This is a genomic window from Peribacillus suis (assembly GCF_059384845.1).
In genome coordinates this window covers 4,134,657-4,160,695 of sequence record NZ_CM182019.1, presented here as the reverse complement: position 1 = coordinate 4,160,695, position 26,039 = coordinate 4,134,657, and the positions used below count along the sequence as shown (strand labels likewise).

The following is a 26,039-nucleotide window of genomic DNA, read 5'->3' as shown; positions in this document are numbered from 1 at the left end:
GTAATAAAGGAGAGTGCCGGTATTTTGTCCGGCACTCTCCTTTGTTGTGGGATGTTACAATGAAGAGGAGGCGGTCCATTTGGACCGCCTCCTTCACTAGCTCTTAGAGTATTCCCTGAGTCATCATAGCGTCTGCTACTTTAAGGAATCCTGCAATGTTGGCACCGACAACTAAGTTGCCTGGAACACCATATGCTTCAGCTGCTTCTATACTATTTTTGTAAATATTTTTCATGATGCCATGCAGTTTTTCGTCGACTTCTTCAAACGTCCAAGGCATTCTGGCACTATTTTGTGCCATTTCAAGGGCTGAAACAGCTACGCCACCTGCATTGGCAGCTTTAGCTGGACCAAAGAGGACACCATTGTTAAGGAATACGTCAATCGCTTCAAGGGTAGAAGGCATGTTAGCACCTTCGCCGACCGCTTTTACATTGTTTTTGATCAGCAGTTTTGCTGCATCTTCATCAATTTCATTCTGTGTTGCACAAGGAAGGGCGATGTCGCATGGGATAGACCAAATTCCGTAACTGCCTTCAGTGTATTCCGCTTCAGGATGAACACTAACATAATCACATAGGCGTTTCCGTTCTACTTCTTTTAGTCGCTTAATCGTATCTAGGTTTAGACCGTTTTTATCATAAATGTATCCATTGGAATCACTGCAAGCGACTACTCTGGCACCTAATTGTGTTGCTTTTTCAATCGCATAGATGGAAACATTACCAGATCCCGAGATGACAACAGTACTGCCGTTGAATTGTAGTCCTTTATCTTTTAGCATTTCTTCAACGAAGTAAACCGTTCCATAGCCGGTTGCTTCTGTACGTGCTAGACTGCCTCCGTAACTAATGCCTTTACCGGTTAAAACGCCGGCATGGTAGCTTCCCTGCATTTTCTTATACTGACCGAACAGATACCCGATCTCTCTGGCTCCCACTCCGATATCCCCAGCCGGTACGTCGGTGTCTGGTCCTATATGTAATCCAAGTTCTGACATGAAGCTTTGGCAGAAACGCATGATTTCACCATCTGATTTTCCTTTTGGATCAAAGTCGGCGCCACCTTTACCTCCGCCGATCGGTTGACCTGTTAAAGAGTTTTTAAAGATTTGTTCAAATCCTAGAAACTTGATGATGCTTGCATTTACCGTTGGATGGAAACGTAGGCCGCCTTTATAGGGTCCGATTGCGTTATTGAATTGTACGCGGAAACCTCGATTCACGTGTACATTACCTAGGTCATCGACCCAAGGGACACGGAAGGTGATCATTCTCTCTGGTTCAACGATCCGCTCTAGTATCCCGTTTTTCATATAATCCGGATGTTGTGCAAATACCGGTACCAACGAAAGGAAGATTTCCTTTACAGCTTGTTGGAATTCACTTTCGTGGGGATTGCGTTCTTTCACTTTTGCATATACGTCGCTTACGTATTCTTTTGCAACTTGCAATTCATCTTGCTGGATTTCTTGGGATGTTATCATCTTCATTTAGCTCCCTTTTTTTTGTTATTTAGTAAAATAATTATAAGTAGTATTATCGATGGGTTCTTATGTGATAGTTTCATGATATAATTTAAATTCTAAAAGAACAATCTGAATATTAGATAAATTACATGCTGTTTTGATATGAAAGAAGGAACCAACATTGGAATTAAGACAAATCGAGTACTTCATTGAAGTGGCAAAACGAGAACATATGACTGAAGCAGCCGTGGCGTTGCATGTGGCCCAATCTGCGGTTAGTCGTCAAATATATAATTTAGAAGAAGAACTGGGTGTGCAGTTATTTATCCGTGAAGGACGGAAAATCAAGCTGACCCCCATAGGAAATACCTTTCTCATACATATGCAGAAGGCAGTCGACATGATTGAACGGGCAAAACGGGAGATGGCTGAAAGCTTGGATCCGGAAAAGGGAACGATTCGGATCGGTTTTCCGAGTAGTTTAGCTTCCTATATATTGCCAAAGGTCATTTCTGACTTCAGGGAAATATACCCGCAAGCTAAATTCACATTAAAACAAGGATCCTATCGCTACTTAATAGATTCTGTAATAAAAGGAAATATCAATATGGCCTTGATCGGTCCGTTACCACCCAATGAGAAGAAAATTCATGGAGAAACGTTATTTATTGAACAGCTAGTTGCCCTTCTATCGGAAAATCATCCATTGGCAAAGAGGAAGTCCATCAAGTTAAATGAATTACAGGGAAACCCATTCATTGTCTACCCTAAGGGATATGTTCTGCGGGAACTGGTCATGAAGGCGTGTAAGCTTAACGGCTTTGAGCCGGAGGTTGCCTTCGAAGGGAAAGACACCGATGCTATTAAAGGGTTGGTGGCAGCCGGGCTTGGCGTCACGCTGATACCTGAAATTTCTTTGATTGATAGCCTGCCTCGCTTCACGGTGAGATTGCCTTTAGAGGAACCTTCCGTAACACGTGCAGTTGGTGTTATCATTCCTACTGAAAGAGAATTAATGCCAACGGAAAAGTTATTTTATAAATTTCTTAGAGAAACCTTTGCTACCCTTGAAGGCTTTCAATAGTAGGAAAGGTAAGGACATAAACCTAAAGAAGGAGAATCCGCTGTAAAGTGGTTCTCTTTTTTGTTAGGAAAGAAAAAATCGTCTATTATAGTAAAATAACTAAGGAATCGGAGGAGTGAAGGGATTGATTATATGGATAATTTAACCATAAACCTTGTGCCAAATAGTCATGAAGATAATAAGTGGAAGCGAAATGGTTAGTGCTAAATGAAGAAATCATTCCTTTTTGTAAGCGTTTTTATTTTATTAGAATATAAATCCTGTTTACATTTTCAGAATATTCGTGTTACTATACGAACAAGCTCAATTAATGAAGGAGAAAATTAATTGTCTAACCTCTATCTTACGATGGATAGTTTGGGGTATATTCTACCTTTTATATAGGCTTAGCGTAGTCAGTTTTTTATTTGATATTTAATATTAGAATATTTAAAAAATAGGAGTGGAATCCAGTGAGCAGAAAAGAATACATCACAGAACGAATGTATAAGGCTTCAACGGGAATCGCCAATGCTGTATTGGTAACATTAGGGATCGGTTTATTGTTTGAATCAATAGGAGGGTATTTAGACTGGGAAGTCTTCCTTGCAATCGGCGGGGCTACTAAGGTCTTGTTGGCACCAGCTTTAGGAGCTGGAATAGCATACCAACTCGGGGGTAATTCGTTGGTCATCTTTAGTGCGATGGCTTCAAGTGCGGTCGGTGGAGCTGCAATTAACCGAACGGCAGAGGGGGCTTTTACGATTGTCACCGGTCAGCCGATCAGTGCTGTTCTGGCTGCATTGATTGCCACGTATGTCGGTAAACGTTTGATAGGGAAAACCAAGTTGGATATCATGGCCATCCCGTTGGCTGCTGTCCTTGTCGGAGGGGTGTCAGGTTATGGACTTGCGCTTGTTACGACACCGTTACTGACTTGGTTAAGCGGTCAAATTACCGCCGCTGTTTCCGGTTCTCCTTTAATTGGTTCCATGGTCATTGCGTTAGTCTTTAGCATTTTATTGATGACACCGGCTTCTTCCGCTGCTTTAGCAATTGCGCTCCAGTTGGATCCCGTTTCTAGTGCGGCAGCGTTAATTGGGTGCACTGTTCAGTTTGTTGGCTTTACTGTTATGTCTTATAAAGATAATGATATGGGCGGTTTTCTAGCCCAGATGGTCGTGACTCCAAAGGTTCAATTTCCCAACTTAATAAAGAATCCGTTATACGTCATTCCGCCATTCGTGGCAGCTATTGTCTGTGCTCCAATTGCCACGATGGTCTTTGATTTTCAAGTGTCTTATGAGCTTGGAGGAATGGGGCTAAGCTCCTTAATCGCTCCGATTGCCGTACTGACGGGTCAAGGGTTGTATACGTTTCTTATCTATGTGGCAGTAGGGATGGTGCTGCCTGCCTTAATTACCATCGTTTTACACCGGGCCTTGAAAGTGATGGGGAAAGCCCATGCCGGGGACCTTCACTTGAAAATCTCATGAATCGATAGAGTTTTAGAAACCAGCTTGGTCAGGGAACCAAGCTGGTTTTTATTTATGTGGGGATTAGGGTAAAATGGGGAGGAAAGCAATACCAAAGATAGGATGATATATTTGATAAAAGAAATAGATGTAAAAGTTAAAACTAAATTCGTAAGTAAAATCGCAAAAGGCTATCCTCTGATTGCCAAGGAGGCGATTGGCAACCTCAATGACCTTCAGGAAGAAGGATGCTTGTTGCGATTGGTCGACGAAAACAATCGCTTTCTTGCCAAGGGCTATTATGGAAGACAGAATAAAGGCTATGGATGGGTGTTGACGCACAAAGAGGGCGAAAACATTGACCAGGAGTTTTTCAATCAAAAAATCCAGGCTGCTTATGACTATCGAAAGCCTTTCTTCAAAGATAACGAAACGACGGCATTCCGCTTCTTCAATGGTGAGGGAGATGGAGTTGGTGGGATAATCATTGATCACTACGAGGGCAACTATGTCATCAACTGGTATAGCAAGGGAATCTATTCATTTAAAGACTATATTATTAAAGCCTTGCAGAATACGGTCAATGTCAAATCCATCTATCAGAAGAAACGCTTTGATACAAAGGGACAATATGTAGAGGAAGATGACTTTGTCATGGGTGTGCAGCCGGAATTTCCACTTATCGTCAAGGAAAATGGTGTTCAATTTGCGGTTTACCTGAACGATGGAGCAATGGTAGGCGTTTTCCTCGATCAACGTGATGTTAGAAGGACCATCAGGGATAAGTATGCAAAAGGGAAAACTGTCTTGAATATGTTCTCTTACACCGGTGCCTTCTCTGTATTTGCAGCTTTAGGCGGTGCCATTAAAACGACAAGTGTGGACTTGGCTAACCGCAGTTTGCCTAAAACGACTGAACAATTTAACGTGAATGGAATTGATCCAGAAGCGCAGAACATCGTCGTAATGGATGTATTTAATTACTTTAAGTATGCGATGAAGAAAGCTCTGAAATTTGATATAGTCATCCTGGATCCGCCGAGTTTTGCCAAATCAAAGAAGTTTACCTTTAGTGCTGGTAAAGACTATACGAACTTATTGAAAGATGCTATTGCCATTACAGAGGACAATGGAGTGATTATTGCATCTACGAACTGTAGCACCTTTGATATGAAAAAATTCAAAAGCTTCATTGACGCGGCATTTAGAGAAATGAATGGAAAATATGAATTGATGGAAGAGTTCACGCTCCCCACCGATTTTAGAACAAATTCGAACTTCAAAGAGGGCAATTATTTAAAAGTGGCATTTATCAAGAAAATCAAAGGATGAAATCCCTATGTAGGTATGCAACGGTCTGGAATAAGACTGTGCATACCTTTTTTATGTATCGAATAGGAATGAAATTAGTCGTATATAGTCGGTTCATCATACTTTCTGTTTATCAATGAAGGATAAGCATATTTTGGCCGAATGCTAGAAGCGATGAAGAATTGAGCTGTATAGTAGGTAAGCATGATCAGGGGACCGGCAAAGGTAATATCTTCGACGAATTTATTCCAGGATAAAATGGAGTCTGAAATGACAAACAGCACACCACCGATAATGGCGGCAGCCTTCCCAGTCATGAATGCGGTCCAGCCCATGATGGAAATCACGGTTATATAGCAAATGACGGGAATGATCAAACTGCTCTCCCCCTTCTCAGTCAAAGAAAGGACTATTTCCCGGCCAATCCAAGTGGAATAGACCCCAATGGGAAGAATGCTTGCCATGCGCAGCCATGAAAAATTCCACTGGTTCAAGAATGCGGCAATATAGAAGATGTGTCCAATCAAGAAAGCCGTTAGGCCAATAACAAACCAGATTAATAAGCCGTCACCTAGCATGCAAAAGAATAGACCAAGTAATACAAGTTGTTGATAGCGGGTCATACGATCCATATTTTTGGTGTAGGCATAAAACAGGATCAATATCATGGGGATAATCTTGAATAGAATCTTTATAGCTAACGGTTCTTCAGGTATGAAAAATATATAGAGTAAGCCCATGATAAGAATTCCAGCAGGCAGCCACTTATTCAATATTCTATCCCTCCTCGCGTTCTTTCTCCTTTAATTCGATTTAAGGAAGGGAAAATCCTTTTCTGCTGAAAACTTGTTAGAAGATAATTAAGGAATAAAAAAATAGACTCCAAATCTCTTGGAGTCTATTTCATACGAAGCTTATATAGTAGGATCCTCTTTTACAAAGGCCTGTTTTACCCAGTTCTTACCCTCGACAAGCCGTGTGACAAGCATAGCGCACACGGTATTCCCTGTTGAGTTTAGAAGTGTAGCGGGTGCATCGATAATGGTAGAGATGACAGCAATAATTGGTAAGACTTCGATAGGGAAGCCAAACACGCTTAGAATCAACATTTCCCCAATCATGCCACCTCCAGGAATGGCGCCCATGACCGCACCGACTAAAAAGGCCACGGCAAGGATGCTTAGAATGCTGGAAATACTCGTCATATCTTTGCCGAATAGGGTGAAAAGGAAAACAATCTTCAAGACACCACCAAATACAGAACCATCTTTATGTGTGTTGGCTCCAAGTGGGATGATTGTTTCGGCAATATCCTTTGGTACACCCATTTTTCGGACGTATTCCAAGTTGACTGGAATCGAAGCCGCACTCGAGCAGGTAGCGATGGCTGTAATGGAAGGCGTGAATGCGTTTTTCCAGAACAATTTAATACCCTCTTTGCCACCAGCAAGAAAGGCATATAGAGTGAAGAACCCAAAATAATAGATCACGGTCAAAATGAGATAAAGAACGAATGTACGTGCATAACCTTCTAAAATTTGTGGTCCAAGCTGACCGATGATGGAAGCGAAGTAAGCGCCTAGACCAATCGGTGCATAATACATGACAATTTTAACGACTTTCATCATCACAGCCGTACCAGCTGATAAAAACACAGTAATCGGTTTGGCTTTTTCGCCGACTAATGCGGTGGAAAGTCCAATTAAAACAGAGAAGACAATTAACTGTAGCATATTGCTTCTTGAGAACAGTTCGGGAAAGTCGGAGACCGTAACCGTTTGAACGAGCTGGCTAAGTAATGAAACCTCCTCAACAGGCTCCTGTGAACCACCATTTTCCATTAGTTCTTTAATCGCAGTGGTATCTGTGCCTTCCAATGGATTGATGATAGTTGTCCCAACGAAGCCAATTACGGCAGCCAGCGCAGCTGTTGCTAAGAAAACGAAGACGATGCTGCCCATGATTTTCCCTAGACGATTCATCCCATTCATATTGGCGATGGCCGAAGAGATACTGAAAAATACCAGTGGCACAATTATTGTGAACATTAAATTTAGAAATAAGTCCCCCAGCGGCTGGATGATGGAGGTCTTCTCTCCAAATATCAGACCAGCTATACCGCCAATAATAATTGCCGTCAGCAATATTAAAGAGGATCGATAGTTTTTAAAGAAGCTTTTCATGAAATATTCCTTCCTTTCAGGATGTGGCTAACAATAATTACACGCTCAATTATCAACTTTAGAGCGTAGTTTGACAATAATTAATTAAAGGAAGTTTAGTTAAAAGAATAATCAGATAAAAATAGTGCGGTGAGTTAGCAGTTTGCATTTGAGAAATCTCTCATGTGTTATGCAACAATTAATATCAGAATCTTTGAAAAAATCGGTAGGACTAGGGGGCAATTTGGTTGACCATGAGGGATTAGAAAAGGTGAATCCGATAAAATTACTGAAATAAGAGACATGTTCAATTGGCCAACGAGGCGGATATGCCTGTTACCAAGTACCGTGGATGTTGGGGCAGTTGAAAGTTTAGTGGGATTCCAGTCTTTAAGAACCAGCCCTTTCAGGATGTAGAAGGCTTGATGAGGTTACTAGGTGGAAAAGGGGGTACCCGTCGATTAGCGTAATGAGGAATATAAATAATAGGGAGCGATATGTTAGAATAATCGGCTTATTTAGGAAGGGTTAGCTATATCCTTTTTTCGAAAATTAGGCTATCATGGAATGAATTTGGAAGGGTTAGTTTTTACTTATAAAGCAAGCATTTCCTATATAGGAAGTAATGGAGAGGATAAGATGGAAAGTCAGTTTCAGACGAATGAAATTATAGATGTTTGTTTGCTTGCAGGGAAAATCATGCTCCAAAACGGCGCGGAAACCTCCAGGGTGGAAGATACGATGGTTAGGATAGCGGCCGCTTTTGGTTGTGATGAATCGCATAGCTTTTCAACGCCGACAGGAATTATCTTCTCCTTGGATGGAGAACACCCCGCCTCTAAGCTAATCAGGGTTTCCCAAAGGTCCACTGATTTACACAAGGTGACGTTAGTGAACAGCATTTCCCGTAGCATATCAAGTCGGGAAATGACGCCACGGCAAGCTTATTCCCGTCTGAAGGAAATAGAAAAGGAAGGCATGGGGTATTCCGTGTGGGTACAGATTTTTGCAGCCTTCATATCAAGTGGTTGTTTTTTAATTATGTTCCAAGGACAGTGGAGTGATTTTATCTGGTCGTGTATCGCCGGAGGGTTAGGGTTTTCTTGCCTGCTGTATTTGCATTGGTTATTGGAGGTCCGTTTTTTTGCCGAGTTTATCGCTTCGTTAGTTGTGGGCATGGCCGCTATGTTATTTGTGCAATTCGGTTTGGGTAGTCAGTTGGATAAGATCATTATTGGAGCCGTGATGCCACTTGTGCCGGGATTATTAATTACGAATGCAGCAAGGGATTTAATTGCAGGGCATTTAGTTTCAGGGCTGTCCAAAGGAGCAGATGCAGGTTTGACCGCCTTGGCCATTGGTACTGGGATTGCGGTTGCCTTTGTTTTCCTATGATGTTGGGGAGGTAGAAAAATGATTGCACAGTTAATTACAAGTTTTATTGCCTCTGCTGCATTTGGAGTCATTTTCAATGTGCCAAAAAAATCGTTGATTCAATGTGGTACGGTTGGAATGGTAGGTTGGTTTCTCTATTATTATCTGGTCGAAAATGAGATAAATAGCATTGCTGCTACATTGGCAGCGGCATTCCTCGTAGCAGTTATCAGCCAATATTTTGCGAAGAGGTATAAAACACCGATTACAATCTTTAATGTGTCAGGGATTATCCCACTCGTGCCTGGGGGACTATCCTATGATGCGATGAAGCATTTTGTGGAAAATGATTTCAATATGGCCGTCCAGCTGGCAGCAAAAGCATTTATGCTAGCAGGGGCGATTGCCATGGGTTTGATTTTTGCTGAGGTTATGAATCAGTTAGTGAATAAATACAATAAAAGAAAATTAAAGAGGCTAAATAAGATATAGAAATAGCTGGAATGTTACCAAATAGGAAAAGAGGGGAAAAATGATCCCCCTCTTTTCCTATTTGGGTTAAATTGAATCCTTCATCCCCGTATTAGCCTTGACTAATATTTCATCATATTTCTTGGCATCCGCTTTTTTACTGGACAACAAGGTTCCTACGATTGCAGCGATAAAGCCAATCGGGATGGAGATGATTCCTGGATTTTCAAGAGGAAAGAGCGGATTCCCTACAAAGATGGCATTCCCATCCGGAGACCAGACATTCGGGCTTAAGAACACGAGCAACAGGGAGCTGATTAGGCCGACAAGCATGCCTGTGACTGCTCCGGCTGTGTTGAAGCGTTTCCAGAATACCGTAAAGAGAATGATGGGAAGATTGGCGCTAGCGGCAACGGCAAAGGCAAGGGATACAAGGAAGGCAACATTCATATTTTGGGCAAATAGAGCAAGGATGATGGAAAGGATGGACACCCCGATGGATGCCCAACGAGCGGCTACGACTTGTTCTTTATCAGTGGCTTCACCTTTACGAATGATATGACCATAAAAATCATGGGCAAAGGCGGAGGCGGCAGATAGAACAAGACCGGCCACAACCGCTAAGATGGTAGCAAAAGCAACGGCTGATACAAAGGCGAAAAGGAAATCTCCGCCTAGGGCTTCAGCAAGCAAGGGAGCAGCCATATTGCCAGCAGAATTCGCTCCAACGATTTTGTCATACCCTACGAAGGCTGCTGCCCCGAATCCAAGGAATATGGTCATGATATAGAAAATTCCAATGATCCATGTAGCATAGACCACGGACTTTCGCGCAGTGATGGCATCTTTCACTGTAAAGAATCGAATGAGTATATGCGGAAGTCCAGCCGTTCCTAGCACGAGGGCCAGATTGAGTGATAAAGTGTCCAATGGATCTTTAAACTTGTTTCCTGGGTTCAGGAAATCACCTCCGAGAGGAGTGGCTGTTTTCATCTGCCGGAACATCTCCAACACACTGAAGTCGAATTTTGCCAGTACGATAATGGAGATGATGAATGTCCCGGCCATCAATAAAACGGCTTTGACGATTTGCACCCAGCTAGTTGCGGTCATCCCACCAAATACGACGTATACGGTCATTAAAACCCCAACAATGATAACGGAGTATAAGTAATCGATTCCAAGTAATAATTTTATGAGGGCGCCTGCACCGACAAGTTGGGCAATCATATAAAAGGTAGAAATGGAAATCGTATTTAAAGCAGCCACGCCGCGTACCTTCTTTTCGTTGAAGCGTGCAGCAATCATGTCGGCAAGAGTGTATTTCCCAAGATTACGAAGGGGCTCGGCTACAATATAGAGTACGACGAGGTAAGCGACTAGAAAACCGATGCTATAGAAGAACCCATCGAATCCAGAGAGTGCGACCATCCCCGCAATTCCCAGAAATGAAGCGGCGGACATATAGTCCCCGGCTATTGCCCAGCCATTTTGCCAACCGGTTAGACTGCTATCCGCCGTATAGAAGTCAGCTGTCGTTTTGGTGCGGCGTGAGGCAAAGAAGGTTATGACCAAGGTTAGACCGACTATGAGAAGAAATAAGACAAAAGCAAGTACATTCATGCCCTCTTCACCCCCTTCCTTTCGCTTCTTTTATAATATGTTCGACAAGCTTGTCGAAAGTTGCAGCCTTTTTGGAGTAAAGCACACATAGGGTCCATGTCATGATGAATTGTGCGAAGGCAAGCACCCAGGCCCAACTGATAGCGCCGAAAGCATTTGAATTCAGGACTGTAGAATAGGAAGTGAGAATGGGTAAGGAGAAATAAAAGACCATGAAAAAGATGGAAAGTGGAACGATGAACTTACGTTTTTTTCTAAGGAGATCTTGAAATGATGGTGATTGGACAATTTCGGTGTAATTTGTGGAAGCGCTTACTTTTTGATCTTCAGCCATTGATTCATTTGATGGCAATGTGGTTCCCCCTTTATAAATCAAGATAATTTACCTAGTGGAGCCCGATAACACTCTCAGTATATATTCATTAGAATATTTTGTAAATTTAATTTTAAAAAAATCCCCTTTTTTTGTTCGACATAGAATTTAGTAAAGCGTAGAAAAGAAATCTTCGTTCATTTGTTACATATAAAGGCAGCCATCATTAAGGAAAAGTTAAGCTTCTTTCGTAATACTGATTTCATCATACATCTTTAAAAAAGCAGGCTGATGTTGTCAGGTTTTCTTTTATATATATAAAGGGGTAGGATTACAATATATTTACAGGAGAATTTTGTCGGGAGGGAGCCTTTTGATGAAGGTATTAGTGGTAGAGGATAATGCTTCATTATTAGAGTCAATGAGGCAAATTTTAGAGGATGAATATGAAGTGGATACAGCTGATAACGGGGAAGATGGGCTTTTTTTGGCCCAGCAACGTATATACGATATCATTCTTTTGGATGTAATGCTTCCAGGTATGGATGGATTCGAGATTATCCGCCACATGAGGAATGCCAAAATTGATACGAGTGTTTTATTTTTAACCGCAAAAGATTCCCTGGAGGATCGGGTAAAGGGCCTGGAACTTGGAGGGGATGATTACTTGGTCAAACCATTTCAGGCAGCCGAGCTTAAGGCAAGAATACGGGCTCTTCTGCGTAGGAGTGGAATTCTTTCGCTTGAGCAAGGTTGGAAGTACCGAGGAATTCAATTGTTGGAGAAGGAAAAGGGTATTTTGGTAGAGGGTGAGGCGGTAAGACTAACGCTGAAGCAATATGAATTGCTCGAATACCTCATTCAAAACAAAGGAAAAATCCTTACCCGTGAACAGATTTTTGACCGCATCTGGGGGTTTGACTCCGATACGACGATCGCAATCGTTGAAGTGTTTGTGCACCATTTAAGAAAGAAATTGGAACCCTTTCAATACCATAAGGACATACAGACTATCCGAGGAATTGGCTATATGTTAAAACAACCTTAAGGGAGAATAGTATGTTTCAAAAAACGAGGCTTCAGTTGACATTATTGAATTCAATCGTCTTCATAGTTCTTATTGCGATATTAAGCAGAACGATTTATTTCTATACGGAAAATCAGATTTATAAAGAAGTGAATGACTCCTTACGTGAGCAAAGGATTGGGGGAATGCCGGGGGGAATTCGTCCCCCAGGTGAATTTCAGTTAGGCCCAGGTCCGAGTGTGATCGTTTGGGGTCCGAATGAAACAATCATTGAGCCAAGGTTAAACGAAAACAGTTTCTTCAAGGTCAATGAACCAGAGTTTTTCCCGAAAACGTTTGATGAGATTGAAGAAATTTCCGTCGATGGTGCTACATACCGGGCGGTTTCCACACAGGTAGAAACAGAATACGGAAAAATGACGTGGCAATTCATTCGGAATGTAGATTCGGAAAAAGCTATGCTCAATCGCTTATTGCTCATATTGCTCATGGGTGGAGGGATTGGAAGCCTTTTGGCCATTGGAGCTGGGTACCTTTTAGCGGGGAGGGCCCTCATCCCGATAAAAAAATCATGGGAGCAACAGCAGCAGTTCGTTTCCGATGCTTCCCATGAAATCAGGACACCTCTTGCTGTCATTCAATCGAAAGCTGATTTGTTGTTTCAATCACCTTCCGCGACAATCGAGGAAAAAGCGGTTGATATATCGATCATTTCCAAAGAAGTGCGACGTTTGAATAAGTTAGTTACAAACCTTTTAACCTTGACACGAACGGATTCCAATCAAGTGGAGGTTACAAAAGGAAAGTTTTTCTTAGATGAAGTCATTAGCGAAGTTGTTGAACAGTATATTGATATAGCTTCTTTTCAGAATAAAACAATGGTTAGCTTAGTACCGGAGCAGGTTGAGTTTTTTGGTGACAAAGAAAGAATTCATCAATTATTGGTGATATTAGTGGATAATGCATTGAAGTTTACGGAAAAAGGCGGGAAGATTTCGATAACCTGCGTCAAGAGCGCTTCGTCCATCATTCTATCTGTAGAAGATGATGGGAAGGGGATTCCTCAAGAGGAACTATCGAAAATCTTTGATCGATTTTATCAAGTGGAACAATCCCGTTCCTTAAACGAAGGGTCAGGGCTTGGTCTCTCTATTGCCAAGTGGATTGTCCAAATGCATCAAGGGATTATTAAAGTGACGAGTGAAGAGAGAAAACGCACGCGTTTCGAAATTACCTTTCCCAAAAAACCAAAGATATAAATAAAAAGATAGGCTCTAATTTCCCCTTTTATCTTAAGGGAAAGTTAAGGGTCTTTTTTAACCCTAAGTTTTTTTTGATCGTTGCTGTTTCGTTAGATGTGGATATAGAGAAACCAGTTGGGGAAACTTTTAATAAAATGGGTTTGTCAGTTACCAAATATTGTATTGTGCTTATAGAAAAAAATTAATTGCACTACAAAAAATATTAGTATAGTATATAAAATTGAAGAGGTACGGACAAGGTATTTTGGCTAAAAGAGAAAACGCTTGCATAATTCTTTTAAGGTACCAGTTAAAATAAATTAAATTCACCTAAGTGGAGGCCGCATAATGAAATTTCTGATAGCAATTTTAGGGCTGATCGTCGTTTTTGGACTTGCTGTATTAGTGAGCAGTGACCGTAAGAAAATCAAAGTTAAACCAATCATCATAATGATCCTGATTCAGCTTATCTTGACGTATATATTATTAAATACGAAGTTTGGTCTTGTCATCATCAATGCTATTGCTGACGCATTTGGAATGCTTTTGAAATGGGCCAATGAAGGGGTAACATTCGTCTTCGGCGGAATCGTCAATGAAGGCGCATCACCGTTCTTTTTAAATGTTCTTCTTCCGATTGTCTTTATATCCGCCTTAATTGGTATTTTACAGTATTTAAGAATCCTTCCATTCATTATGAAGTGGATTGGTTTACTAATCAGTAAAATAAATGGGATGGGTAAGCTTGAATCCTATAATGCGGTTGCTTCGGCTATCGTTGGTCAATCAGAAGTATTCATTACTTTGAAGAAACAGCTGGGTGCCATACCGCCTTCACGTATGTACACGCTTTGTGCATCGGCCATGTCCACTGTATCCATGTCGATTGTAGGAGCTTACATGACTATGGTTGAGCCAAGGTATGTGGTGACAGCCATTGTTATTAACATGTTTGGTGGATTTATTATCGCTTCTATCATCAATCCATATACAGTTTCCGAGGAAGAAGATATTCTCGCTGTTGAAGAAGGGGCAGAAAAGCAATCCTTCTTCGAGATGCTCGGAGAATATATCATGGATGGATTCAAAGTGGCGATAACTGTTGCTGCCATGTTAATTGGTTTTGTCGCATTAATCGCTGGTATAAACAGCTTATTCGACTTGATTCTAGGTATTAGCTTCCAAGAAATCCTAGGATATATCTTTGCTCCATTTGCCTTCATCATGGGTGTTCCGGCATCTGAAATTGTATCTGCTGGTGGAATCATGGCCACTAAATTAGTGACGAATGAATTCGTTGCCATGTTGAGCTTAGCGGATGCTGGATTCAGTGAGAGAACTTTAGGTATTGTATCGGTGTTCTTGGTATCTTTTGCAAACTTCTCATCAATCGGGATTATCGCTGGTGCAGTTAAAGGACTAAATGAAAAGCAAGGGAACGTTGTGGCACGATTTGGCTTGAAGTTACTTTATGGTGCGACGCTTGTCAGCATTCTATCAGCCATCATTGTAAGTGTCATCCTTTAATGGATTCCATGGCAATAATTAATTAATGATCATGTAAGGCACTTAGGTTGATTCCTAAGTGCCTCTTTTTATAGAATGGCATGAAATGAAAGAGTTAGTTTGTTGTTTGGGTCTGTAATAATATAACAAAGTAAATAGTAGGAAAGGGTGCCATGTGTGACAGTGAATGATAGAGAGATCGCGACCTTTGCAGGGGGATGCTTTTGGTGTATGGTAGCTCCCTTTGATGAAATGGATGGAATGATTGAAGTGACTTCGGGTTATACGGGCGGGAAGGTTCCCAACCCCCGTTACAAGCAGGTGATTTCAGGTCAGACCGATCATGTAGAAGCGGTTCAGCTTGTGTTTGATCCTCGCCTCATTTCTTATAAAGATTTACTTCGGATATTCTGGCAGCAGATTGACCCTACCGATGTTGGTGGACAATTTTCTGATAGGGGTAATCAATATAAATCTGCGATATTTTATCATAATGATCGTCAACGATTAGAAGCCGAGGAGTCTAAGAAAGAATTAATGGAGAATAATCTGTTCGATGACCCCATCGTAACGGATATTTTACCGGCCATGGAGTTTCATCCTGCCGAGGAATATCACCAGGGTTTCCATAAAAAGAATCAATTTAGGTACGCCTTGTATCGTAAGGGTTCAGGCCGCGATGCTTTCTTAAAAGAAAACTGGCCTAAGGATCAATCCCACCTTAAGGAAATCTTGACTGAGAGGCAATTTTTCGTTACACAGGAAAATGGGACAGAGCCACCTTTTGACAATGAGTACTGGGATCATTTTAAAGAAGGCATCTATGTGGATGTCGTTTCTGGAGAGCCCCTATTCAGCTCCAGGAATAAGTATGATAGTGGATGTGGATGGCCAAGCTTTACAAAGCCGATCATGTCTGCCAGTGTTCATGAAAAGATTGACGTAAGCTATCGATCTACCCGTACTGAGGTGCGGAGCAGGGAAGGCGATTCCCATCTAGGACATGTGTTTTCGGATGGTCCTGCCCCCAAGGGAACTCGTTATTGCATCAATTCGGCTGCACTTCGGTTCATCCCTAGAAATGAAATGGAAGAGGAAGGATACGGCGACCTATTATTGCTATTTCAAATGAAGTGATGTTGTTGAGGGATGGAAGATGCAAGATAATTCATAAGCATATGAAAAGGACCAAACTCCATTATGGAATTTGGTCCTTATCATTAGTTTTTATAATTTAAATGAACTCTTCAAGCTAACGATTTGATTGAAGACGAGCTGATCGGATGACGTAAGTTTAGGATCGACATTGTAATAGCCATGTCTGAAAAACTGGAATTTATCCTGTGGCTTGACGTCTTTCATATTAGGCTCAACAAATCCTTGTAAGACTTCTATGGAATCAGGGTTAACCCGCTCTAAAAATGATTTTTCTTCTTCTTCATTTTGCTCATTATCCAAGATTAAAGGTTGGAAGTTACGGAATTCTGCTGAAATAGCTTGTGTAGCTTCGACCCAGTGAAGTGTCCCTTTCACCTTACGGCCGGTGAAACCAGATCCGCTCTTTGTTTCAACATCATATGTGCAATGAAGCTCAATGACATTTCCAGCCTCATCTTTTATCACGTCTTCGCATTTAATGAAATAAGCGTGTTTCAAACGGACTTCATTACCCGGGAAAAGACGGAAGTACTTTTTCGGTGGATTCTCCATGAAATCATCTTGCTCGATGTATATTTCACGTGAAAATGGAATTTGTCGAGTACCCATCTCAGGTACTTCGGGATTGATTTCAGCTTCAAGCATTTCAACTTCACCTTCTGGATAGTTGGTGATGACGACTTTAAGTGGCTTTAAAACACCCATGGTACGTGGAGCCTTCAGCTTCAAATCCTCACGGACAAAGTGATCAAGCATTTGGGAATCGACGACACCACTCGTTTTAGCAACACCTATTTCCTGGCAGAAAGCACGAATCGCTTCCGGTGTATATCCCCGTCTCCGTAAACCGGAGATGGTAGGCATACGTGGATCATCCCAGCCGTCGACAAATTTCTCATCGACAAGCTGTTTCAATTTACGCTTGCTCATCACCGTATTCGTCAGGTTTAAACGGCCAAATTCATATTGTTGTGGTTTGCTTTCCATTTCACAATTATCAACGATCCAGTCATAAAGCGGACGTTGATCTTCAAACTCCAACGTACAGATGGAATGAGTGACGCCTTCAATGGCATCCTCAATTGGGTGAGCAAATGCATACATCGGATAGATGCACCATTTATCTCCTGTATTGTGGTGTTCCGTATGGGAAATACGGTAAATAACAGGATCCCGCAGGTTAATATTTGGCGAGCTCATATCGATTTTTGCACGCAATACCTTTTGGCCATTCTCAAATTCGCCGTTACGCATCTTTTCAAATAGCTCAAGGTTTTCCTCAACCGTTCTATTGCGGTAAGGGCTATCTTTTCCAGGTTCCGTTAATGTTCCACGATATTCACGGATTTGGTCTGCATTTAGGTCATCCACATAGGCTAGACCTTTAGTGATTAGCAATACAGCCTTTTGATACATCTTATCAAAGTAATCGGAAGCAAAGAAAAGGTTATCCCAGTCATAACCAAGCCATTTGACATCTTCCTTGATGGAATTGACATACTCAATATCTTCCTTCAATGGATTCGTGTCATCGAAACGCAGGTTCGTTTTCCCATTGAATTCATCAGCCACACCAAAATTCAGTATGATGGATTTTGCGTGCCCGATGTGTAAGTAACCATTTGGCTCAGGAGGGAAACGGGTGACGATATGATTATGTTTTCCGGACTCTAGATCATCGTTTATAATATTTTTAATAAAATTTGAAGAGTTATGTTCCAACAGAATTCGACCTCTTTCATTTATATACTTCTTTTAATTTTACCTGTATATATACCATAAATACAGACATTTTTCCATGTTCGAGCCGGAATGGGGGGAGTGAGGATATATTCTGAAACAATTCATCTAGTATTTAGTTTGCACATTTGGGAAGAATATATCCCTGAAACTTTGGTGGCAACTGATAAATCTATATATCTAGTATTGTTCAGAAAAGAAGCAATGCAGAGTTCTCTGCATTGCTTCGGATGATGTCATTTAAAATACAGTCGTTTGTAAAAATTCCTTCGTCCGTTCTTCTTTTGGATTGGAGAAAAATTCCGTAGGTGGGCCGCTTTCTATCACACGTCCGTTGTGCATGAAGACAATCCAGTCTCCTACTTCACGGGCAAAGCTCATCTCATGGGTCACGACGACCATTGTCATGCCTTCAATGGCCAGTTCCTTCATTGTCGCTAATACTTCACCGACAAGTTCCGGGTCGAGAGCGGAAGTGGGTTCGTCAAAGAGTAGGATATCCGGTTTCATGGCTAGTGCCCGAGCTATGGCAACCCGTTGTTTTTGCCCACCCGATAGTTTGCTTGGGTAGACATCCGCTTTATCCGAGAGTCCCACTTTAACCAATAACTCTTTTGCTTCCTTAATGGCTTGGGCCTTAGGGACCTTCTTGACGTGAGTAGGTGCTTCTATAATATTCTCAAGCACTGTCATATGTGGGAAAAGGTAAAAATGCTGAAAAACCATGCCCACTTTTTCCCGAATCTTATTAATATCATGTTTTCCAGGCTGAATCTCTGTTCCCTCGATCAGGATCTGTCCACTGTCCTTTTTCTCTAAATAGTTCAAGCAACGGAGCAATGTACTTTTACCAGAGCCACTAGGGCCTATCAGGCAGACTACATCGCTATCCAGCACCTTCATATCGATATCCTTAAGCACATGAAGATCTCCATATGATTTATTCAAGTTTCTTATGCGAATCATTTCTTTTTGTTCCATGTTCATTTCCCCCTATCGATCGCTAATGGACAGTTTCTTTTCGAATGCATTGACGGCTATGGTTAAGATTGCTACAAGTATCAAGTAATAGACGGCTACAATCAGAAGGTAAGTCATTTCATCAAAGTTATTAGATCCTAACGTAGTGGCAACGTTAAAGAGCTCATTCATTGAGATGAATGCGGCTAATGAGGAATCCTTAAGGCCGATGATGAATTGATTGCCTAGTGGTGGCAGTGCACGGCGGAAAGCCTGTGGCAGGATGATTCTTCTTAATGTGAGAGACTTGCTCATTCCTAGCGAGCGACCAGCTTCCACCTGTCCTTTGTCGATGGATTGAATCGTTCCACGAAGTATTTCCGAAATATAAGCACCGTTATGGAAGGCGAGTGCAAGAGATGCTGCCCAAAAATCAGGAAGCAGGAAGATGTTACTAATACCAAAGTAAAGGATGAATATTTGTACGATCAATGGTGTACCCCGGACTAGGAATACATAAGCATCTGAAATCTATGCGAGGATCTTAATATTAGAAATTTTTAAGAGTGCAAAAAGTAATCCGATGACGGTCCCCACTAAAATGGATACGACAGTAAGCTCCAAGGTGAGGAGCATGGCTCGGATGAACACATCCGAAGAGCTAAATAATGTATCAAAGAAATGTGAAAAACTTGGCAATGGAACAACTCCCTTTCTATCTATCTTTATTCAGGTTTGGTCGTGATATCTTCACCAAAGTACTTTTTGCTGATTTCAGCAAGCGTTCCGTCTTCACGGAGATTGTCGAGTGCTGCATTGACACGTGCGAGCAACTCAGGGTTATCTTGTGGCAGTACAATCGCCTGCTCACTCCGTTCAATCAATTGTCGTCCTTCAATTTCAAAGCCTTCTTTCACGGCTTCTTTTCCGGTGACAAAATCCGTTATGACAGCATCATGACGCCCCCCGCTCAACGCTTTAAGGGCCGTGATGTCGCTATCATAGGTTTTTACATTGGTTGTATATTCTTCAGCGGTGTTTGCGTATGTAGAACCTTTAGACGCGGCTACCTCTTTTCCTTTTAAATCCTCGATTGTCTCGATATCACTATCAGGGCGCACAAAGATTTGAGGACCAGAGTAGTAATAGGGAGTAGAGAAGGAAACGTGTTTACTACGCTGTTCATTGATGGTATGACTGGCAACAGCTGCATCTGCCCGACCAGTCTTGACCCCTTCAACAATTCCTTTGAATTTTATTCGCTTAGGAACTGCTTCAAGTCCTAATTCTTTGGCAATGGCCGTTCCCACCTCGACATCAAATCCAGTTACAGTCATGTCATCATTGACATAGCTGAATGGTTTGAATTCACCTGAGGAAGCGAAGATAAACTGATCCTCATTAATCAGCTTACTACCATCTTCAAGCTGATCCTTCTCAGCACAGCCGGACATGAGACCAAGAATGACCAATAATGCAAGAATGAATTTTACTGATAATTTCATGATTATTTCTAATCCCCCTTTTAGGTACTGATAAAGTGTTTTATACCCAACATGTCTTCTGTCATAACCTCCAATTTTGGGAAGAACGTCCCAAAATGTCCAAATATCAAAAAAAATCGTCCTTAATCAGGCCGACTCTTCTCTTTTAATCTCTTTTACTATGCAATTCTTAAAGGTTCTGGGACTTTGCATTTACTTCTTCTACATTTCCCGTTATGTTCAAGTCACTGGATAGCTGGGCGTCTATCAAGTCATTGAAAATCCAATCGAAAAAAATCCCCCTTATTAAAACGGTACGCAAGTGGAAACCGCCGAAGAAATAATAAAAAAACCGGTATACGGGGATGTATTACCTTCCAATCCGGAGTGGGTGTTGAAATCAGTGCAGGTTTCAGACAAGGATTATCGTGCTTATTAATCGGGGAGTAATGGACTGACTTTAACATTGCTGACGAAATAAAGTATAATAGAGCCAAAAAGACGAAGGGCAGTTGGGATAATGGTGAACAACTTTGTGCAAGAGCAATTACAGGCATACCGTGAAAAAAATGAAGATAGAGGACGTTTGATAATAAAATGTCCGGATCAACCAGGCATAGTCGCAACGGTAACGGCTTTTTTAAAAGAATATGAAGCGAATATTGTTGAATTGAGTCAGTATTCCATGAATCCAAATGGCGGGACTTTTTTTACTAGAATTGAATTTGATTGCCCCAACTTAAAAGCGAAATCAGGAGACATGGAAAAAGATTTTCAAGAAATTTCAGAAAAGTTTTCCATGCAATGGACGTTCAATTACGTTAGTGATTTAAAGAGGACGGCGATTTTCGTTTCGAAAGAACCACATTGTCTACTTGAGTTGTTATGGGAGTGGCAAAGCGGCAATCTACTGGCAGATATAGCGATGGTCATCAGTAATCATGAAGATACTAGGGAAATTGTCGAATCCATGAATATTCCTTTTTATTATATTCCGGCAAATAAAGAGATTCGTAAAGAAGTGGAAGCGCAGCAGCTTAAATTGCTGGAGGACTTTAAAATTGATTTAATCGTATTGGCTCGATATATGCAGATTTTGACACCCGATTTCGTGGCAGCCCATCCGAATAAAATCATCAACATCCATCATTCATTCCTACCTGCATTCATAGGGGCTCGACCTTATGAACGCGCATATACCCGCGGTGTTAAGTTGATAGGGGCAACATCCCACTATGTGACAAATGATTTAGATGAAGGTCCCATCATCGAGCAGGACATAGAACGTGTCGATCACCGTGACTCTGCAGAAGAGATGAAGAAAATTGGTCGTTCTGCAGAACGCAGGGTACTTGCTCATGCTGTGAAGTGGCATTTGGAAGACCGCGTTCTTGTTCATGAAAACAAAACAGTCGTCTTTTAAAAACAAAAACCCTCTATTGGCAAGTAGCCTTGCCAATAGAGGGTTTTACTTTGGAAACCGGCAACTTAGTAAGTATATTCCACTCTTACTGTAGCGGTAATGTTCAATTCACCAGGTTGGATGGGGGTAGTGGCTGCTTTGGTGTAGGAACTGGTTTGGAAAAGAACAGGAGGAGTCGTTTCCGACATTTCTTCAACGAGAGTGGGAATGGGGTTCAAGGTAACTCCTATCGTTCTCGCCATGGAGAGTGCTTTTTCATAAGCATTCTTTAAAGCTAGTGAAAGGGCTTGATTGTAATAGACCTCTGGAGTGGACAAGGAAAAACGGATATTGGAGATGGAATTGGCCCCATTGCTGACAGCCGTGTCAATTATGATGCCAATGGCCTCAATCTCAGTTGTTTGGACTTGGATTATATAATGGACCTTATAATTTTTAAACTGTTCTTTTCCACCAACATAATCATATTGCGGGTCAATCCTATATTCACTCGTTTTCAATTGATCTTCGGAAATGCCAATGGACTTCAGTCCAGCAATGACTCGTGCAATGCTTTGTGAATTGGCTTGTTGAGCCTTCCGGGGGTCCTCATCCTCTGTTATGACCCCCAGGGTAATGGTCGCCTGATCAGGGGCAGCCTGAAGCGTCTCAGAGCCGGACACCTTTAAAGCGTGAGGGTTATCAAGATAATTTCGATTGGGGGTGCTAAATTCCTGATTCATAAGACACCAACCTTTTATAAAAGTGAGTTTATCCTATTGTACGGGACCGTAAGGGAAAACATGCTCCCTTTTGTTGAAGGATTGATCGAAAGAATAAGGATATAAAAAAACACTCGGTTTCAAACCGAGTGCATGTTATTTATGAATGACCTGGACCCTGCCAACTTGGCCGTCTGTCAACCGTACTTTTATTCCATGTGGGTGACTGCTAGAGTTTGTTAAGATGTCCTTTACTGTACCACTTGTTAGTTTTCCGCTTCGTTGATCTGCTTTCAGTACAATGTCTACAGAGGTTCCTGGAGTGATATCTTTTCGGTTTTTACCGTTCATTTTACTTCAATCCCTTTTAGAGGTATTTGCAAGTTACTGCAGTCCCTTCAGTATAAGGAAAACAGTTGTTATAGTCGAGAATAATAGGGCAATGTACGCTAGGTATCCGTTATTACCGAATTTTCTTGAGGGGCTCGACTGCAGGACCTTCCATAACTTCTCCAGTAATAGAGTAACGTGAGCCATGGCACGGACAATCCCAAGTCCTATCCCCACTGTTCCACGCGACTTCACATCCCATATGGGTACATGTCGAGTCCACGATGAATAGTTGACCTTCTTTATCTCGGTAACACCCAGCCTTATCCCCATTCACTTTGACAATGGCCCCTTCATCCAATCCTAGGTCGTCTGGCTTTTTATGAAGGATGGAAAGCTTGCCCTGAATCATATGCTTCGCGACATCCGCATTATCTTTCACCATGTTTTTCATTCCATCTAATCTGGCGGGATCATACAAGTCCGCATATCGGTTATCCTTTTGTAAAATGCGGTCAGTCAAGATTTTTGCGGCAATGGTTCCATTTGTCATGCCCCATTTTGCATAACCGGTTGCAATGAGCACCCGGGGATGATTGGGGGTTGCCGGGCCAACGAATGGCAGGTCATCAGGCGTCACGATATCCTGAGCCGACCAACGGTAAGGGATGTCCTCCACTTTGAAATAGTGGGAGCCAAAATCCTGTAAAGCCTCATAATGGTTTATTGTGGATATACCTTGTCCGGTTTTATGCCCTTCTCCGCCTACAAGAATCAGCTTTTCACCATTGTCGTTTTCCGTATAGCGAAGGGAACGGGAAGGGCTATCCGCGCTATAAAACATGCCTCCCGGATATTCCTGTTTCATCCTAATGCCAAGGACATAGGATCTTTTTACATGGACCCGTGCAAAGTATAAACCCATCTCATCATTAAAAGGAAAATGAGAAGCGACGATGACATGGTTGCATTTAATTTTATGACCATCCTCAGTCAGAACGGTCGGATTCTCTCCATCTTCAATCTTCATGGCTGTCGTATGTTCAAAGATTTTCCCGCCACCATCCAGAATGGGGGAGGTAAGTCCCAGTAAATATTTCAATGGATGGAACTGTGCCTGGTCCTTCATGATTACCGCGGCTTTGCATGGAATGGAGAAGGGTATAGTGTCGGTATAATCACCGGGAATACCGAGTTTACGATAGGCCCTCAATTCTTTTTGAATCTTACTAACATATTCTTCAGTATTTGCATACACATAAGCATCTTGTTTAGATAAATTACATTCTATAGAATGTTCCTCGACCAATTCCTTGATTAAATTCATTGCTTCAGTATTTGCTTCATAGTATAGTTTTGCCTTTTCCTCGCCATGCGCTGCAATTAGCTTGTCATAAACCAGTCCATGCTGGGCGGTAATCTTGGCTGTTGTATGTCCTGTGGTTCCGTTTAGGATCTCGCTCGCCTCAATGAGTGTGACTTGAACTCCTTGCTTGGCTAATAGATAAGCGGAAGTTATGCCTGTGATCCCGCCCCCAACAATCAAGACATCTGTTTTAATATCTTCTTCTACCTTGGGGAATGAAGGAAAAGTCAATGTACTTCTCCAGAAGGGTTCAGGATACTGTGGGAGTTCTGTATTTTTTTCAGTCATTTTTAAATTCCTCCAGACGTTTAGGAATGGTTTCCGTTTATTACCATTCCCTTTCACCTAGCTTTTTATCCTCTTTTTGGTAGATGGATGTTATAAAAAGGAAATGGTTTGCATTGTATACAAAAATGTATACATGTAAACAAAATAAGATAGTTTGTAAACAATATAGTAAATATGTTTACAAACACGTATACATGGCTATATACAAGGTGTGTACACACTTGTTACTAATGTATACAAAATGAATACATATTTTAGGAAAAGGTATATCTATCGAATCATTGACTATTATGGTATTTTTTTCTATTCTTATTAAAGTACACTGTCTGGCATTTTTTAAAAAAAGGGGATGTTTTAAGATGAGTTCTAGAATCGCAGCAGTAGATGTAGGTAATGATGCTATCAAAGCTATTTTTGGAAAACTAGAGTCTGAACTATATATACCGAATGTCATTGCAAAAGATATTGAGGACCGGCCGGTCATCGGGATAGAGGAACTGGATGAGAATAACCCATTGGATGGAATTCATATAAGAGTTCACTCACCAGCACTTCAAGATAATAATGCTATTTACCGTGTTGGGAATTTAGCGACAAAAAGTGATAACCCTACAGAATTGGATTTAGGCAGCAGTAAATCGGAAGAAGACCAAACGTTGATCATGCTTTTTGCGGCACTGGCATTGGATGCGGCTAAACAGGGGAACAATGATCGCTTCAAAAAGGTTAATAATGTCGTCGAAGCGAACTATACGTTGGGTACGGGCCTTCCGCTCCGTGAAGTGAAGGAAGGGAAAGATGTCGGATATCGCTCGAAATTAGTGGGTTCGGTTCACCAAGTGGAATTTTTAATCACGCCTAAATATCAGGGATTGAAAGTGAATATTAAATTTGATGAAGTGAAGGTCTATCCTGAAGGGTTTGCAGCTTATATCAATCTAGTAATGGACAATGATTTGAACATCATTAACCGTGAGCTGATCGACAAAAGAATTCTTATTCAAGATATCGGCGGACTTTCGACAGATATCGCGGTCATTAAGAACCGTAAAGTGGATGATGATAAAGCACAAGGGTTTAACCTTGGTGTGGCTGAAGCACTCGAATCAATTCGTGAGGAAATCAGGAAGAAACATGGTGTCGAATTGGACAGCAGACGTGACGTGGTGGAGATTATCACGAAAAAAAACGACCGGAACCATATAATGGTCCGTGGAAGTCGGACAAGTGTGCATGATATTGTCGACCGCATTTTAGGGGAGCTTGCAAAAAAACAATATCGTCATCTTCGCAACGTTTGGAAAAAGAATTCACAGACGGAGATTTGCTACTTCGTAGGTGGGGGTTCAATTGTACTGAAGGATTACTTGAAAACACTCAATCAAAACTTTGATGGGTACAATATCGACTTTTTTGAAGATGAAAGAGAAAGCGTTTGGATGATGGCCAACGCCTATTACAAGCTGATTTCCGACTTTAAACGCCGGAATTCAAAGGAAGAGCAACAATCTCAACATAAGAAGAAAGAACAACGTACAGGTTCAGTTAAATAGGT

Annotated in this window: 22 protein-coding genes and 1 pseudogene; 11 read left to right on the top strand and 12 right to left on the bottom strand. The window is 41.5% G+C overall.

Annotated elements, in window-relative coordinates:
• Positions 1-103: 103 nt before the first annotated feature.
• The gene (gene gdhA / locus AC503W_RS20360) at positions 104-1,486 is read right to left on the bottom strand and encodes an NADP-specific glutamate dehydrogenase (RefSeq protein ID WP_402870042.1); all 1,383 of its coding nucleotides are present in this window, start codon (positions 1,484-1,486) and stop codon (positions 104-106) included.
• Positions 1,487-1,649: 163 nt separating this feature from the next.
• On the opposite strand from gdhA, the gene gltC reads away from it, so the two are divergent.
• The 3 genes from gltC (at position 1,650) to AC503W_RS20345 (ending at position 5,338) form a co-directional block, all read left to right on the top strand.
• A complete protein-coding gene (gene gltC, locus AC503W_RS20355) occupies positions 1,650-2,552 on the top strand; it encodes a glutamate biosynthesis transcriptional regulator GltC (RefSeq protein WP_402870044.1) in 903 nt (300 codons plus the stop codon).
• 482 nt (positions 2,553-3,034) lie between these two features.
• Positions 3,035-4,027, top strand: coding sequence for a PTS sugar transporter subunit IIC (locus AC503W_RS20350; protein ID WP_402871292.1), 993 nt, complete (start codon positions 3,035-3,037; stop codon positions 4,025-4,027).
• A gap of 111 nt (positions 4,028-4,138) precedes the next feature.
• Positions 4,139-5,338, top strand: coding sequence for a class I SAM-dependent rRNA methyltransferase (locus tag AC503W_RS20345; protein WP_402955030.1), 1,200 nt, complete (start codon positions 4,139-4,141; stop codon positions 5,336-5,338).
• Between the two features lie 74 nt (positions 5,339-5,412).
• Here AC503W_RS20345 and AC503W_RS20340 read toward each other — a convergent pair whose 3' ends face one another.
• Both AC503W_RS20340 and AC503W_RS20335 read right to left on the bottom strand, forming a co-directional pair.
• Positions 5,413-6,090: a lysoplasmalogenase gene (locus AC503W_RS20340; protein ID WP_494915598.1), complete on the bottom strand. Its 678-nt coding sequence runs from the start codon at positions 6,088-6,090 to the stop codon at positions 5,413-5,415.
• Positions 6,091-6,231: 141 nt separating this feature from the next.
• The gene (locus tag AC503W_RS20335) at positions 6,232-7,500 is read right to left on the bottom strand and encodes a dicarboxylate/amino acid:cation symporter (protein ID WP_402870052.1); all 1,269 of its coding nucleotides are present in this window, start codon (positions 7,498-7,500) and stop codon (positions 6,232-6,234) included.
• Positions 7,501-8,118: 618 nt separating this feature from the next.
• On the opposite strand from AC503W_RS20335, the gene AC503W_RS20330 reads away from it, so the two are divergent.
• Complete coding sequence (locus AC503W_RS20330; RefSeq protein ID WP_402991159.1) at positions 8,119-8,874, top strand: threonine/serine exporter family protein; 756 nt, start codon at positions 8,119-8,121, stop codon at positions 8,872-8,874.
• Positions 8,875-8,892: 18 nt separating this feature from the next.
• Positions 8,893-9,345, top strand: a complete 453-nt coding sequence (locus AC503W_RS20325) for a threonine/serine exporter family protein (protein WP_402870056.1) — start codon at positions 8,893-8,895, stop codon at positions 9,343-9,345.
• Positions 9,346-9,411: 66 nt separating this feature from the next.
• Here AC503W_RS20325 and AC503W_RS20320 read toward each other — a convergent pair whose 3' ends face one another.
• Complete coding sequence (locus AC503W_RS20320) at positions 9,412-10,947, bottom strand: solute symporter family protein (RefSeq protein WP_402870058.1); 1,536 nt, start codon at positions 10,945-10,947, stop codon at positions 9,412-9,414.
• Positions 10,948-10,954: 7 nt separating this feature from the next.
• Complete coding sequence (locus AC503W_RS20315; RefSeq protein ID WP_407408680.1) at positions 10,955-11,281, bottom strand: DUF485 domain-containing protein; 327 nt, start codon at positions 11,279-11,281, stop codon at positions 10,955-10,957.
• A gap of 355 nt (positions 11,282-11,636) precedes the next feature.
• Here AC503W_RS20315 and AC503W_RS20310 point away from each other — a divergent pair, with 355 nt between their 5' ends.
• From AC503W_RS20310 to msrB, 4 genes are all read left to right on the top strand, one after another.
• On the top strand, positions 11,637-12,308 hold the full coding sequence (locus tag AC503W_RS20310) for a response regulator transcription factor (protein WP_494917421.1): 672 nt from the start codon (positions 11,637-11,639) through the stop codon (positions 12,306-12,308).
• A gap of 11 nt (positions 12,309-12,319) precedes the next feature.
• Positions 12,320-13,546 (top strand): sensor histidine kinase, encoded by a 1,227-nt coding sequence (locus AC503W_RS20305; RefSeq protein ID WP_402955027.1) that lies wholly within the window; start codon positions 12,320-12,322, stop codon positions 13,544-13,546.
• A gap of 330 nt (positions 13,547-13,876) precedes the next feature.
• Entirely contained in the window at positions 13,877-15,055 is a 1,179-nt protein-coding gene (locus AC503W_RS20300) for a NupC/NupG family nucleoside CNT transporter (protein WP_402870067.1), read from the top strand.
• A gap of 156 nt (positions 15,056-15,211) precedes the next feature.
• Positions 15,212-16,171, top strand: a complete 960-nt coding sequence (gene msrB / locus AC503W_RS20295) for a peptide-methionine (R)-S-oxide reductase MsrB (RefSeq protein ID WP_494915594.1) — start codon at positions 15,212-15,214, stop codon at positions 16,169-16,171.
• Positions 16,172-16,261: 90 nt separating this feature from the next.
• Here msrB and AC503W_RS20290 read toward each other — a convergent pair whose 3' ends face one another.
• The 4 genes and pseudogenes from AC503W_RS20290 to AC503W_RS20275 all read right to left on the bottom strand — a co-directional run bounded on the left by AC503W_RS20290 (position 16,262) and on the right by AC503W_RS20275 (position 20,397).
• A complete protein-coding gene (locus tag AC503W_RS20290; protein ID WP_402870072.1) occupies positions 16,262-17,914 on the bottom strand; it encodes a glutamine--tRNA ligase/YqeY domain fusion protein in 1,653 nt (550 codons plus the stop codon).
• 258 nt (positions 17,915-18,172) lie between these two features.
• Complete coding sequence (locus tag AC503W_RS20285; protein ID WP_402870075.1) at positions 18,173-18,913, bottom strand: amino acid ABC transporter ATP-binding protein; 741 nt, start codon at positions 18,911-18,913, stop codon at positions 18,173-18,175.
• Between the two features lie 12 nt (positions 18,914-18,925).
• Positions 18,926-19,591 (bottom strand): annotated as a pseudogene (locus tag AC503W_RS20280) (amino acid ABC transporter permease).
• A 26-nt stretch (positions 19,592-19,617) separates the two neighbouring features.
• Positions 19,618-20,397, bottom strand: a complete 780-nt coding sequence (locus AC503W_RS20275; RefSeq protein WP_402870080.1) for a transporter substrate-binding domain-containing protein — start codon at positions 20,395-20,397, stop codon at positions 19,618-19,620.
• A gap of 499 nt (positions 20,398-20,896) precedes the next feature.
• Between AC503W_RS20275 and purU the strand changes: the two genes are divergently transcribed.
• Complete coding sequence (purU, locus tag AC503W_RS20270; protein WP_402870082.1) at positions 20,897-21,799, top strand: formyltetrahydrofolate deformylase; 903 nt, start codon at positions 20,897-20,899, stop codon at positions 21,797-21,799.
• 65 nt (positions 21,800-21,864) lie between these two features.
• Here the strand turns inward: purU and AC503W_RS20265 are convergent, their stop codons facing one another.
• From AC503W_RS20265 to AC503W_RS20255, 3 genes are all read right to left on the bottom strand, one after another.
• Complete coding sequence (locus AC503W_RS20265; RefSeq protein ID WP_402991168.1) at positions 21,865-22,521, bottom strand: SIMPL domain-containing protein; 657 nt, start codon at positions 22,519-22,521, stop codon at positions 21,865-21,867.
• Between the two features lie 135 nt (positions 22,522-22,656).
• A complete protein-coding gene (locus AC503W_RS20260) occupies positions 22,657-22,851 on the bottom strand; it encodes a YwbE family protein (protein WP_057914066.1) in 195 nt (64 codons plus the stop codon).
• A gap of 112 nt (positions 22,852-22,963) precedes the next feature.
• Positions 22,964-24,484 carry an FAD-dependent oxidoreductase gene (locus AC503W_RS20255; RefSeq protein WP_402991171.1) on the bottom strand — a complete coding sequence of 507 codons (1,521 nt, stop codon included), beginning with the start codon at positions 24,482-24,484 and terminating at the stop codon, positions 22,964-22,966.
• Between the two features lie 359 nt (positions 24,485-24,843).
• On the opposite strand from AC503W_RS20255, the gene AC503W_RS20250 reads away from it, so the two are divergent.
• Positions 24,844-26,037, top strand: a complete 1,194-nt coding sequence (locus AC503W_RS20250; RefSeq protein WP_402870090.1) for an Alp7A family actin-like protein — start codon at positions 24,844-24,846, stop codon at positions 26,035-26,037.
• Positions 26,038-26,039 lie beyond the last annotated feature (2 nt).

Bases quoted from the DNA above. Each gene is read 5' to 3' on its own strand.
- AC503W_RS20325 (WP_402870056.1), top strand. From the start codon at position 8,893: ATGATTGCACAGTTAATTACAAGTTTTATTGCCTCTGCTGCATTTGGA.
- gdhA (WP_402870042.1), bottom strand. From the start codon at position 1,486: ATGATAACATCCCAAGAAATCCAGCAAGATGAATTGCAAGTTGCAAAA.
- AC503W_RS20305 (WP_402955027.1), top strand. From the start codon at position 12,320: ATGTTTCAAAAAACGAGGCTTCAGTTGACATTATTGAATTCAATCGTC.
- AC503W_RS20310 (WP_494917421.1), top strand. From the start codon at position 11,637: ATGAAGGTATTAGTGGTAGAGGATAATGCTTCATTATTAGAGTCAATG.
- AC503W_RS20335 (WP_402870052.1), bottom strand. From the start codon at position 7,500: ATGAAAAGCTTCTTTAAAAACTATCGATCCTCTTTAATATTGCTGACG.
- purU (WP_402870082.1), top strand. From the start codon at position 20,897: ATGGTGAACAACTTTGTGCAAGAGCAATTACAGGCATACCGTGAAAAA.
- AC503W_RS20315 (WP_407408680.1), bottom strand. From the start codon at position 11,281: ATGGCTGAAGATCAAAAAGTAAGCGCTTCCACAAATTACACCGAAATT.
- AC503W_RS20275 (WP_402870080.1), bottom strand. From the start codon at position 20,397: ATGAAATTATCAGTAAAATTCATTCTTGCATTATTGGTCATTCTTGGT.
- AC503W_RS20300 (WP_402870067.1), top strand. From the start codon at position 13,877: ATGAAATTTCTGATAGCAATTTTAGGGCTGATCGTCGTTTTTGGACTT.
- AC503W_RS20250 (WP_402870090.1), top strand. From the start codon at position 24,844: ATGAGTTCTAGAATCGCAGCAGTAGATGTAGGTAATGATGCTATCAAA.
- AC503W_RS20255 (WP_402991171.1), bottom strand. From the start codon at position 24,484: ATGACTGAAAAAAATACAGAACTCCCACAGTATCCTGAACCCTTCTGG.
- AC503W_RS20260 (WP_057914066.1), bottom strand. From the start codon at position 22,851: ATGAACGGTAAAAACCGAAAAGATATCACTCCAGGAACCTCTGTAGAC.
- AC503W_RS20265 (WP_402991168.1), bottom strand. From the start codon at position 22,521: ATGAATCAGGAATTTAGCACCCCCAATCGAAATTATCTTGATAACCCT.
- AC503W_RS20350 (WP_402871292.1), top strand. From the start codon at position 3,035: ATGTATAAGGCTTCAACGGGAATCGCCAATGCTGTATTGGTAACATTA.
- AC503W_RS20320 (WP_402870058.1), bottom strand. From the start codon at position 10,947: ATGAATGTACTTGCTTTTGTCTTATTTCTTCTCATAGTCGGTCTAACC.
- AC503W_RS20330 (WP_402991159.1), top strand. From the start codon at position 8,119: ATGGAAAGTCAGTTTCAGACGAATGAAATTATAGATGTTTGTTTGCTT.
- AC503W_RS20285 (WP_402870075.1), bottom strand. From the start codon at position 18,913: ATGGAACAAAAAGAAATGATTCGCATAAGAAACTTGAATAAATCATAT.